8 protein-coding genes and 4 tRNA genes are annotated in these 12475 nt (G+C 37.5%); 5 read left to right on the top strand and 7 right to left on the bottom strand.

Annotated elements, in window-relative coordinates; genetic code table 11:
- The first annotated feature begins 66 nt into the window (after nucleotides 1–66).
- From proB to LZQ00_RS13770, 3 genes are read left to right on the top strand one after another with little or no spacing between them, the layout of a single operon-like run.
- Nucleotides 67–1101, top strand: a complete 1035-nt coding sequence (gene proB / locus LZQ00_RS13780) for a glutamate 5-kinase (protein WP_234509858.1) — start codon at nucleotides 67–69, stop codon at nucleotides 1099–1101.
- A 1-nt stretch (nucleotide 1102) separates the two neighbouring features.
- Nucleotides 1103–2350, top strand: a complete 1248-nt coding sequence (locus tag LZQ00_RS13775) for a glutamate-5-semialdehyde dehydrogenase (RefSeq protein WP_234509857.1) — start codon at nucleotides 1103–1105, stop codon at nucleotides 2348–2350.
- A gap of 2 nt (nucleotides 2351–2352) precedes the next feature.
- Complete coding sequence (locus LZQ00_RS13770; RefSeq protein ID WP_234509856.1) at nucleotides 2353–2751, top strand: hypothetical protein; 399 nt, start codon at nucleotides 2353–2355, stop codon at nucleotides 2749–2751.
- A gap of 110 nt (nucleotides 2752–2861) precedes the next feature.
- Here LZQ00_RS13770 and LZQ00_RS13765 read toward each other — a convergent pair whose 3' ends face one another.
- Entirely contained in the window at nucleotides 2862–4001 is a 1140-nt protein-coding gene (locus LZQ00_RS13765) for an acyl-CoA dehydrogenase (RefSeq protein ID WP_234509855.1), read from the bottom strand.
- A 179-nt stretch (nucleotides 4002–4180) separates the two neighbouring features.
- On the opposite strand from LZQ00_RS13765, the gene LZQ00_RS13760 reads away from it, so the two are divergent.
- Nucleotides 4181–4816, top strand: coding sequence for a peroxiredoxin (locus tag LZQ00_RS13760; protein ID WP_234509854.1), 636 nt, complete (start codon nucleotides 4181–4183; stop codon nucleotides 4814–4816).
- A gap of 100 nt (nucleotides 4817–4916) precedes the next feature.
- Here the strand turns inward: LZQ00_RS13760 and LZQ00_RS13755 are convergent, their stop codons facing one another.
- Both LZQ00_RS13755 and LZQ00_RS13750 read right to left on the bottom strand, forming a co-directional pair.
- The gene (locus tag LZQ00_RS13755; RefSeq protein ID WP_234509853.1) at nucleotides 4917–6035 is read right to left on the bottom strand and encodes a S1C family serine protease; all 1119 of its coding nucleotides are present in this window, start codon (nucleotides 6033–6035) and stop codon (nucleotides 4917–4919) included.
- Nucleotides 6036–6055: 20 nt separating this feature from the next.
- Nucleotides 6056–6625, bottom strand: coding sequence for an RNA polymerase sigma factor (locus LZQ00_RS13750; RefSeq protein ID WP_234509852.1), 570 nt, complete (start codon nucleotides 6623–6625; stop codon nucleotides 6056–6058).
- 373 nt (nucleotides 6626–6998) lie between these two features.
- On the opposite strand from LZQ00_RS13750, the gene LZQ00_RS13745 reads away from it, so the two are divergent.
- Nucleotides 6999–11009, top strand: coding sequence for a glycoside hydrolase family 2 TIM barrel-domain containing protein (locus LZQ00_RS13745; RefSeq protein ID WP_234509851.1), 4011 nt, complete (start codon nucleotides 6999–7001; stop codon nucleotides 11007–11009).
- A 1018-nt stretch (nucleotides 11010–12027) separates the two neighbouring features.
- Here the strand turns inward: LZQ00_RS13745 and LZQ00_RS13740 are convergent.
- The 4 genes from LZQ00_RS13740 to LZQ00_RS13725 all read right to left on the bottom strand — a co-directional run bounded on the left by LZQ00_RS13740 (nucleotide 12028) and on the right by LZQ00_RS13725 (nucleotide 12419).
- Nucleotides 12028–12101 (bottom strand) — tRNA-Asp (locus LZQ00_RS13740).
- Nucleotides 12102–12117: 16 nt separating this feature from the next.
- Nucleotides 12118–12194, bottom strand: a tRNA-Asp gene (locus LZQ00_RS13735).
- A 26-nt stretch (nucleotides 12195–12220) separates the two neighbouring features.
- A tRNA-Asp gene (locus tag LZQ00_RS13730) sits at nucleotides 12221–12297 on the bottom strand.
- A 48-nt stretch (nucleotides 12298–12345) separates the two neighbouring features.
- Nucleotides 12346–12419, bottom strand: a tRNA-Asp gene (locus LZQ00_RS13725).
- Between the last annotated feature and the right edge of the window lie 56 nt (nucleotides 12420–12475).

The following is a 12475-nucleotide window of genomic DNA, read 5'->3' as shown; positions in this document are numbered from 1 at the left end:
TTATCAAAACGCTTCGTTATTTTTATAAGAATAAGTCAATACCTACTAAACTAAGCAGAAAATTACATGAAAAAGCCAATAGTTGTGATCAAGTTTGGCTCGGCCTCTATCACAACAAAAGATGGAGAAGTAGACGAGCGGATTGTATTGGAGATTGCTCGACAGACCGCTCAATTACAGCAACACTATAACATTGTGTTGGTATCTTCTGGAGCAGTGGCTGCCGGGAAAAAATATTTACCAAACTATGCGGGTACCTTATCAGAACGCAAAGCGGCAGCTGCAATTGGTAATCCATTGCTATTGCAGACCTATAGTACTTACTTCAGACCTTTTAAGATTGCATTGGCACAAAGCTTATGTGAACGTCAACATTTTGCGAATAGAGACCAATTTCTACAATTGAAAAGCACCTATGAGGAGCTTTGGAAAAACAATATTATTCCTGTAGCGAACGAGAATGATGTCGTGAGTAATAATGAATTAAAATTCTCAGATAATGACGAATTGGCAACATTAATTGCTGTTGGTTTTGGTGTTGAACAAATTTTATTTAGCACGTCGGTGCCAGGTGTCTTAGATGCAAAAGGAAAGGTTATTCCAGAATTAAAAGTGATCGATAAAGCAGCGCTTTCGCTAGCCAGAAAAGATAAGTCTTCAGTAGGTTTGGGAGGAATGACTTCTAAATTGAACTTTGCCCGATTGGCCAATCAAATGGGAATTCGAGCAGTTATTTTCAGTATGCAAACAGAAAATGGATTGCTAAAAGCGATAAAAGGAGAGACGGGCACGGTATGCCTTCCTGAAACTAAAAAGGTGTCCTCTCGTAATAAATGGCTGGCTAGTGGTAGTTTGATCAAAGGAAAAGTAATTGTTGATCAGGGAGCAGTGGAGGCATTATTAAACCGCAAAAGCCTTTTACTGGTTGGAGTAAAACAAATCGTTCAAGCGTTTGAACAGGGAGAGGTATTTCATATTTTTGATGATGCGGGAAATACCATCGCAGTAGCAAAGTCAAAATTAGATACCGCATCTTTACAGGAAGAAGGAAATAAAAAAAATGTCGCATTAGCGCATGCTGATGATATCGTATTGTTGTAGAATGGAAAATATTACAGAACAGTTAAAAGCAGCTCTAGCAGCTACCCAAGATATAAATCAACTCGATTCTAGCAGAAAGGAGTCGCTATTAAAAGATTTAGCAGATGCCATTGTCGTGCAGTGGAAAGCGATCATTGTGGAAAATGAAAAGGATTTGAGCCAGTTAGATATAGATGATCCCAAAAGAGATCGCTTAGTTTTAAACGAAGAACGTATCCATACATTAGCAAGAAGTGTTTTAGATGTAGCGCAATTAGCAGATCCTGCAGGTAAGTTATTATCAGAACAAGTACTGGAAAATGGATTACTGTTGCAGAAGAAAGCTGTTCCTTTAGGCGTGGTGGCAGTCATTTATGAGTCAAGACCAAATGTGACCATCGATGTGGCTTCCCTTTGTATTCGGTCTGGAAATGTTTGCTTGCTAAGAGGAGGAACAGATGCTTTTCATACCAACAGTATTTTCATCCAAATTATTCAAGGAGTATTATTGAAGCATAACTTAAACCCCAATATTGTCCAATTATTGCCAACCGATAGAAGATTTGTGCAAGAATTGTTGGAGGCAACCAAGTATGTGGATATCATTATACCAAGAGGATCGCAATCCCTCATTGATTTCGTTCGTACCCATGCTAAAGTACCGGTTATTGAAACTGGGGCAGGAGTATGCCATACTTACGTAGAACAATCCGCGTCCATCGATAAAGCTGTTGCCATTGTAGCAAATGCTAAGATATCTCGTCCTTCCGTTTGCAATGCCTTAGACACGATTTTATTGGATGAACAGATTGCTGTTCCGTTTTTGGAAGGGATAATAAATCCTTTTGTAGCAGCAAAAGTAGAAGTCTTTGCAGATGAAAAGAGCTATGCATTGCTTCAACAACTCCATTATCCCTATTTGCAGAAAGCAGAAGAGGCTGACTTCGGTCGAGAATTCTTAGATTTGAAATGTTCAGTTAAAGTACTGAATGGTTTGGGTCAAGCATTAACACATATTGCAACACACTCATCGCGACATTCTGAATGTATGGTCTCCAATGACCCAATTAAATTGGAACGATTTATGAATGCAGTAGATGCTGCTGCGGTTTACGCAAATGCCTCTACGCGATTCACCGATGGAGGAGAATTTGGATTAGGAGCAGAAATTGGTATCTCGACACAAAAACTTCATGCGAGAGGACCTTTTGCTTTAGAGAAATTAGTGACTGAAAAATGGTTTGTAACCGGTAATGGACAAATAAGATAAATATGGGAATTAGATTTGAAAAGGATTCATTGCTGAATTGGGTCAATGAAATGGGGAAATTTCTGAGATTGCTTGTGGATGAACATCATGCTTTTGATGAACCAACGGCTGTTGTGTTTGATAAAGCATATGAGGAGTTTTTTAAGAAAAGCCGAAATTATTTTTTATTGGTAACCGATGAAGAATTGAGAAATTATGTCAAAGAGGATTTGGAAGTAGAGCAGATCAGACCCTTAGCTTTAGTTTTGATGCACGATGGATTGAGAAGTTTGGATGAGAAGGAGCAACAAATCTTATTACTAAAATCGAAATTGCTGTTAAATTATGTGATGCAAGAAACATCAAATTTTGCATTTGAAGATTACAGTTATTTATCGACGATAGATAACAAGCTTTCTTAAGAAGACATCGAATAACACATTGATCTGTTGTAAAGATTTATAAAGTCACAGCAGTATTAAAATGAGAAAAACAAAAAGGGGGATGATTTAATTCGTCCCCCTTTGTATTATTATTTTAAGATCTCTCTCGCAATCACTAATCGCTGTATTTCCGATGTTCCCTCGTAAATCTGTGTAATTTTTGCATCACGCATCAATCGTTCTACATGATATTCTTTCACATATCCGTAACCTCCATGAATCTGTACGGCCTCAATACTGGTTTTCATGGCGACTTCTGAAGCATGTAGTTTAGCCATAGCCGCTTCCTTACTGTATGGAAGCCCTTGATCTTTTGTCCATGCTGCCTTATAAGTCAATAATCTCGCCGCTTCAATTTCAACCTCCATATCTGCTAACTTAAATTGGATCGCTTGATGATCCGAAATTGGCTTACCAAAGGTCTTACGCTCTTTAGAATAGGCTAAGGCAAGATCATAAGCACCAGCAGCTATGCCTAAGGCTTGTGCCGCAATACCAATACGACCACCGTCTAATGTTTTCATGGCAAACTTAAATCCAAATCCATCTTCCCCAATGCGATTTTCTTTTGGTACTTTCACATCCGAGAACATTAAGGAGTGTGTGTCTGAACTGCGAATCCCCAATTTATTTTCTTTAGGACCAATTGTAAATCCCTCCATTCCTTTCTCTACAATCAATACATTGATGCCACGATGTGCTTTCTCAGGGTGTGTCTGTGCAATAACCAAGTAGATATCTGCATTACCTCCATTCGTAATCCAGTTTTTCGTTCCATTAAGAAGATAATAATCCCCTTTATCTTCTGCAACCGTATGTTGTGATGTTGCATCAGATCCCGCTTCAGGTTCTGATAGTGCAAATGCACCCAGTTTTTCCCCAGAAGCTAAAGGTTTCAAATATTTTAATTTTTGTTCTTCTGTCCCAAATGCCTGCAAACCATAACAAACAAGGGAATTATTGACAGACATAATAACAGCGGCAGATGCATCGACTTTGGCAATTTCTTCCAACACCATGGTATAAGCCAAAGCATCCAATCCAGCACCACCATATTGGATATCCACCATCATGCCCATGAAACCTAATTCACCCATTTTTTTGATCTGTTCATAAGGAAAGACAGCTTTTTCATCTCTTTCTATGACACCAGGTTTGAGTTCTTGCTGTGCAAAATCCCTTGCGGCTTCCTGAATCATTTTATATTCTTCGTTGAGTTCAAAATTCATAATATGTACATTCGTAATGGTTTGTAAGTAAATATACTATTTTTTTATTATGCAAGCATAGCAAAAACAAATAAATAATGTTAAGCTTTTCTTAAAAAGACAGGGTAATGTTTTATATTGATTAAAAATCTACTATATTTGTAGAGTAAATTGTTTTAACAAGTTCTAAATAGTAAAATATGAGTTTAAGATTAGGAGATGAAGCGCCAAATTTTAAAGCGCAAACAACAATAGGAGACATTGATTTCCATCAATATATTCAAGATAGTTGGGTCGTGTTTTTCTCTCACCCATCAGATTTTACACCTGTATGTACAACCGAACTTGGTCGTACATCAAAACTAAAATCAGAGTTTGACAAAAGAGGAGTAAAGGCGATTGCTTTAAGTGTAGATCCTTTACAAGATCATTTGACTTGGATTGAAGATATCAATGAAACACAGAATACAACGGTTAATTTCCCAATTATTGCAGATGAAGACAAGCATATTTCTGAATTGTATGATATGATTCATCCAAATGCTTCTGCTACAGCGACCGTTCGATCGGTATTTATTATAGGTCCTGATAAGAAAGTAAAACTGACATTAACGTACCCAGCTTCTACTGGTCGTAATTTTGATGAGATTTTACGTGTCATAGATTCCTTGCAGTTAACAGCGGATTACTCTGTTGCTACACCTGCAGATTGGAAGCATGGAGAAGATGTGATTGTCGTACCTGCAATTAAGACGGAAGATATTCCAGCTAAGTTTCCAAAAGGTTTTAAAGAAATCAAACCTTACTTGAGAACAACGCCTCAGCCAAATTTGTAGGATTTAATAATGTAATTCCATCAGCATGTGCTGATCTTTAAATAAGAAAAGGCGTCCAAATATTTGGACGCCTTTTCTTATTTAAAGATATTTTTAGTGATTAATATACTTTCACCATGTATATATAATCTTGTAGTCTCTTGATCTGTTCGGTTCTAGATAAACCAGATAACATATTTTTCTTATTCAATTTCACTTGACCTTGTAAAGAATCTGCTGGTATTTCATCCAAAGCTTTTAAGATAGATTTTGTTTTGATGGCAAAAGCAGCTCCATCAATACCTCTTTGTTTTCCACTGATAATACCGATCACATTTCCTTTTGTATCCATTACAGGTCCTCCGCTGTTACCTGGGTTGACAGGAATAGAAATTTGATAAGCAATCGTATCACCAGCATATCCAGTAGCAGAACTTAAATACCCTTGACCATATACGGCTTCATCACGAGGGAAACCAATGGTATAGATATCTTCTCCCAAATCAGATGCACCAGTTTTAAATGTATAGGGTAGTGTTTTCCCCTTTTTAAAATTAGCATCTGCGATGAGTAAAATCGCTAGATCATTAGTCGCATCTGAATGGATCACTTGTGCTTTGAAAGATTCTCCTTTGTTATTTTGAAGATAAATAGAATCTGCGCCACTGACTACGTGATAATTAGTAACCACATAACCGTTGTTCGATACCATAAATCCAGTAGCTCCAAATTGACTGGCAGAAGCTTCATTCGTTTTTGTTGATTTATTATTGATACTTTTTAGTGCAGCGTTATGTTCATTAACATTTCTCTTCACATTGTTCATATCTCGTTTTAAAGCACTATAATCTGTATTGGCTTTATCAATATTTTTGTAATAACCAGACATCCATAATGTCGAAAAAACCGCTACTACTGCAACTGCTGCTGCCACTAAAGAACTCGCCTTCAACTTTTCCCATAAAGAAACAATTTTTGTTTGTTTCATTGGTATAACCTTCGCTTTCTGATATGCTTGATGATAGGTTTTAGCAGATTGCGTAAGTTGTTGTTTAAAATCAATACGTGCCTGTGTATCCTTTAAATTATTCAGAAATTGACGGTGTTGTACTAGTTGCGCCGAGAAAGAAGGATTTTCTGCACAGAAAGATTCAAAAGAGAAGCGTTCTTCTTTTGTCATTTCATCTCTGAGATAGCGATCTGCTAATTCAAAAAATTCTTGTTGACTCATCATACTCATTGTTTGTTACTCTAAATTAGTTACTGCGTGAAAAACAGTTTTTTTAACCTTTGCAGGCATTTGTATTTTTGAGTTTTGGCATTGTCAGTATTTGTATATCCAAATTTCTCGCAGATATCCTGCATGGAGTGGTTTTCGATATAAAAATCATGAAGAATGGTTTTGCAAGGTTCACCGATAAGGTTCATTGCTTGTTCCATTTGATCAAATTTTTTGTCAAGCTCCTGATGTTTTTCAATATCATCATCATCAACTAACGAATCCTCGTATCCACTGATGTCACTTGAACCAAAACCTGCACGATTTAACTGTTTTAGCCAAAGCCTTCTGCAAATCGAATAAAGATAAGTCTTAAGCTTACTGCTTAATTCAAAATTTCCCTTGGAGACCTTGTCATATAAAACAATAACCGCCTCTTGGAAAATATCCTTTGCCTCATCTTCGCTCCCATTATTCTGAGTAATCATATGCTCAATCGAGGGGTAGTATAATTGATAGATCGTATCAAGTGCTATACTATTCCCAGTTTTGATTCCTGCTATGATTTGCTCATCATTATCGAGCTTATTTGATTTACTGATCTTACTCACCTATTAATACCTTATATAACTAATAGTAACCCAATGTGTTTAATATTTCTGAAGTTCACTCCAAAAAACCATGCTATGTTACGTCAAACCTACTCTTTTTTTTTGATATGAATAAATTTTTTAAACGTAAAAATTACTGATTTCGTATTGTAAACAGATGTTTTTTATCACATTAATAATAGGAATATCAATCCTTGTTCTACAAGATTATTTTTATAAAATCACTTAGGCTCATATAGATATGAAAATTTACGCAATCGAATGATTGAGTTTAAGGTCTTGTAATTCATGATATTGTTTATATTTTTATAAAATAACCTCTATTTAACAATTAAGTATGATTAGAATCTTCGCTATGAAAATAAGCTGTATAATGGCAGTTTTATTGACATCGACATACCAAACAAATGCACAGATAGGCGATTCGGTTGCAGGATTTCGTTATGGAGTTGAAACAGCTCCTACTGGAAAAGAATGGGAGTCTCCACAAGATTTAGCGCTCAATAAAGAGCAACCACATGCCTATTTCTTTTCTTTCCAAGATGCCAATAGTGCACGTAAAGTATTACCAGAAAACAGTCCGTATTGGCAGTCTCTGAATGGTACATGGAAATTCAATTGGGTAAAAGAACCTGATGAGCGACCGAAAAACTTTTTTGATCCTCAAGAAAATGTTTCCGCTTGGGATAATGTTGCTGTTCCGATGAGTTGGAATATCGCAGGTATCCAAAAAGATGGTACATTAAAATATGGAGTACCGATCTATGTCAATCAACAAGTGATATTCAAACATACCGTAAAAGTTGATGACTGGAAGGGAGGAGTAATGCGTACAGCACCTAAAGATTGGACAACCTATATCTACCGGAATGAAGTTGGATCTTACAGACGCTCTTTTACTGTTCCCGCGAATTGGGATGGACGAGATATCTACATCAACTTTGACGGTGTTGATTCGTTTTTCTATTTATGGATCAATGGCAAATATGTTGGATTTTCTAAAAACTCCCGTAATGTAGCGTCCTTCAATATCACAAACTTTTTGAATAAAAAGGGTGAAAATATAGTCGCAGTACAGGTATACCGAAGTTCTGATGCATCTTTTATAGAAGCTCAGGATATGTTTCGTCTTCCAGGTATTTTTAGAACAGTAGCGTTGACGAGTAAGCCTAAGGTTCAAATTCGAGATCTCATTGCTATACCAGATTTGGATGCAAATTATCAAAATGGAACGTTAGCAATCAAAACTGAAATTCGCAATACAACAAAAAAAGAAGTTAAAGGATACAAGGTACACTATACATTATATGCCAATGAATTATATAGCGATAACACTAATGCCTTCCAATCAAACGCGATCTCCAGTAATATTGTAGACGTAAGTGCTAATCGCTCAGCTATTGTGCAGGCAGTTCTTCCAGTTGAAAACCCCAATAAATGGTCTGCAGAAAATCCTTATCGATACACACTTGTTGCAGAACTAAAAGATAATAAAAATCGAACCATCGAAACAAGTTCCACCTATGTAGGTTTCCGTAAAGTTGAAATTAAAGATACCAAAGCCTCGGATGACGAGTTTGGTTTGGCAGGCCGATACTTCTATGTGAATGGTAAAACCATTAAACTGAAAGGTGTCAATCGCCATGAGTCAAACCCAGAAAAAGGGAAAGTGGTGACACGTGAACAAATGGAACAGGAAATCAGATTAATGAAGAAAGCGAATATCAACCATGTTCGTAATTCACATTATCCTGATGATCCCTATTGGTACTATTTATGTGACAAGTACGGAATTTATCTAGAAGATGAAGCGAATATTGAAAGCCATGAATATTATTATGGAGATGCTTCTCTTTCACATCCACCAGAATGGAAAAATGCACACGTAGCACGTAACTTAGAAATGATTCATGCGGATGTCAATCACCCTGCAATTGTATTATGGTCATTGGGAAATGAAGCTGGACCTGGAAAAAACTTCGTAGCAGCTTATGAAGCCATCAAAAAATTTGATGTTTCTCGTCCTGTTCAATATGAGCGTAACAACAATATTGTGGATATTGGTTCCAACCAGTATCCTTCTATCGAATGGGTACGCCAAGCGGTGAAAGGTGAATTCAAAATGAAATATCCTTTTCACATATCAGAGTATGCACATTCGATGGGAAATGCATCAGGTAACCTGATTGATTATTGGAAAGCGATCGAGTCTACGAACTTCTTTATGGGAGGAGCTACTTGGGATTGGATTGATCAGGCGATGTATTATTACGATAAACAAACGGGAGAAAAATTCCTTGCCTATGGTGGTGATTTTGGTGACAAACCTAATGATGGCACCTTTGTCAATAACGGTTTGATTTTCGCAGATATGAAACCAAAACCACAATACTATGAATTGAAGAAAGTATACCAAAATGTTGGGGTTAAATCCGTTGATATCACGCAAGGTAAAATAGAGCTGTTCAATAAGAACTATTTTGTTTCTTTAGCAGATTATGATATTGTATGGTCGTTATATGAAAATGGGGTAGAGGTGAAAAAACCAACTCCTGTACTTGACAAGGGAGATGATATTCGAGCTCGTGAGAAAAAAACAGTCACCTTACCATTGGATTTTCAAAAACTAAATAAACAATCTGAATATTTTGTTAAAATACAGTTTCTATTAGGGAAGGATAGGCTGTGGGCAGAAAAAGGATATTTACAAATGGAAGAACAGCTGTTTGTAAAAGCTGCAGAAGATAAAACTTCCATTGCAGCTGTACAAACAAAAGGTCAATTGAATAGCATTGATGAACAAAAATTAAAGGTTATTCAAGGAAAAGACTTTACGGTCAAGTTTGATATAGAAAATGGATCTATCTATAGCTTAAACTATGCTGGAAAGCAAATTATTCGTGATGGGGAAGGACCTAAATTGGACGCGTTCCGAGCAGCAGTAGACAATGATAACTGGGCTTACCAACAATGGTTCCAAAAGGGATTACACAATCTAAAACACAAAGCATTGTCTAGCTCAATTTATACAAGACAAGATGGTGCTATCGTTCTTTCTTTCTTAGTCGAATCACAAGCACCAAACGCAGCCTCCGTTCATGGAGGTACTTCTGGTACCTATACCATTCAAGAGCATACCGATAGACCATTTGGCGCTGATGACTTTAAGTTTACAACAAATCAAGTTTGGACAGTTTATCAAGATGGTTCGTTAGAATTAGAAGCGAATGTTACTTCGAATGATGAAACATTCGCATTAGCAAGATTAGGATATGGATTGCAATTACCACAAGAATACAGTAACTATACCTATTACGGTAGAGGACCAATCAATAATTATGCAGATCGTAAAACGGCGCAAAATATTGAATTACATAAAAGTACAGTTAAAGATCAATTTGTTCCTTGGCCGAACCCACAAAGTATGAGCAATAATGAAGAAGTCCGTTGGACTGCTTTGACAGATGCTTCAGGCAATGGAGTTGCATTTATTGCAAAAGATCACCTATCTACATCTGCATTACCTTGGAGTGAATTGGAGTTGATGCTAGCAAGCCATCCTTATAAATTACCAAAGAGTTCTGGAACCCATCTGCATATCGATGCCGCAGTTACAGGTTTAGGTGGAAATAGCTGTGGACAAGGGCCTCCATTGGAACAAGATCGTGTAAAAGCAAAGTCAACTTCATTTGGTTTTATTATACGTCCTGTTTCCAATCAAGATTATAGTAAAAAGGCACAAGTTCGGGTAGCAGGAGATATGCCAATTGCAGTTTCGAGAAATCGGACTGGCGACATTCAAATCTCAAGTGAAAATCCACAAGCAGAATTATATTACAGTATTGGTAAAGGTCAGGCAAAAGCATTTAAAACCCCTTTCAATTTACGTGAAGGCGGTCTGGTAACGGCATGGGCGAAGGGAAATGAAAAGGTGAAAGTTACCTTTGAATTTCCTAAAATTTCAAGTATTCCGATGCAGGTGATCTTTGCTTCTAGTGAAGAAACAGGGGAAGGAGAAGCTGCCAATTTATTAGATGGGGATCCATCTACCATTTGGCATTCGATGTATTCGGTTACCGTGGCTCAGTATCCGCATTGGGTAGATTTTGACGCAGCTGCAATCAAAACCATTAAAGCTTTTACCTATACACCACGTGAAGGCGGTGGAAATGGGAACATCAAGGGATATAAATTGCAAATCAGTACGGATGGCAAAAACTGGGGAACTCCAGTTGCCGAAGGAAATTTTGAAAATAATGGAAAACCAAAAACAGTCACTTTATCAAAGCCTGTAAAAGGGCGTTATATTCGATTTACGGCATTAAGTTCTCAAAATGGGCAAGACTTTGCCTCAGGGGCTGAATTTGCCGTAAGCGCAGAATAAATAGCTTTAAATAGAACCTGGAAGGCTTAGTAACCTGCGTTCGATTCATCAGTATGTAGCTAATTGGTTAGTAACCTGATGAATTGAACGCAGGTTATTTAGTAAATAGCTTTTAATAGTGCTCTCATACTACTCAGAAGATGGAAGCACGATTGGTCCAGTCCCTAAGCAGGTATACTACAGGGTATAAGCATAGATAAAGCGTTATTCAAGAGAGCACGATATTTGGAACTGGTAAGAGCGTGGTAAGAGCGTTGATACTGCGTTTTAGGTATACTTTTAATACTGTATGTACGCTTTATCCCTGCTTAGTCCGTACTTGATCCCTACCTAGGGACAGGAGAATGTCTAGTTCACACACAGTTAATCATGTCGGATTGCTTTGGTCAGGTGCGTTAACCTGTTCCTTTATATACCTAACAGTGAACACTCATGTATAGGTGCTCATTTGTTCCAAATCAATAGTTTCAATCTGTTAGCGTGTTGCATTCGGTTATTATTTGAGCTTGTTTGCAAGGTAATAGTTAAGGATGAAGGTAAATTCAGTAGTCAGAAACGGATGAAGACAATAGCGAATATAATGAGCTATCATCTTTTAATATCAGCTGGATAATGGACGGATCTCTTACGGATATTGGACGCTTACATCCGAAGCTCATGCGTCCAATATCCGTCTAATATCCGAACAAATAACGTCCAATAGCAAGAGCTGGTTAAAAATTGCTACTGTGTCTTATCCTGAAGAAGACAATAGAAATAGGAGAAGAAGTTTAAGACAAATTGAACAATGAAGGCACAGATCATACACTAATTTTAGTTCACACACTTGATCATTAGCCTGATTCCAGACGCATTCTTTTTAAGAAAAACTGCTATTAAGTTTGAAAGGAATTTCTCAACTAAAGGAACGCTATTTTAAAATCTAACCTAGGTTGTAGGTATCCAATGGTGTTGTTTGAGTGAACATCAATAAAACAAAAAAAGCTTTCAATGTGCATTGAAAGCTTTCTTATTTCAGCGGTCCGGACGGGACTCGAACCCGCGACCCCATGCGTGACAGGCATGTATTCTAACCAGCTGAACTACCGGACCGTTTTTTACTATTTTTTGGCGGTCTGGACGGGACTCGAACCCGCGACCCCATGCGTGACAGGCATGTATTCTAACCAGCTGAACTACCAGACCGAAAAATGTAAAGTTATATTTAAAATTGGCGGTCCGGACGGGACTCGAACCCGCGACCCCATGCGTGACAGGCATGTATTCTAACCAGCTGAACTACCGGACCAAATTTTAAATGTTGTTAAAGAACTGTTTTGAGGTTACCTCTTTTTAGCGGTCTGGACGGGACTCGAACCCGCGACCCCATGCGTGACAGGCATGTATTCTAACCAGCTGAACTACCAGACCATTTACCTTCTCTCTTGAAGGTGTGCAAATATAGCGTTTATTTCTTTATTTGCTAA

The sequence above is a fragment of the Sphingobacterium sp. SRCM116780 genome, from assembly GCF_021442025.1.
Classification (GTDB): Bacteria; Bacteroidota; Bacteroidia; order Sphingobacteriales; family Sphingobacteriaceae; genus Sphingobacterium.
Note: the sequence above shows the minus strand (reverse complement) of the source record. Positions and strands in the feature narration are given on the sequence as shown.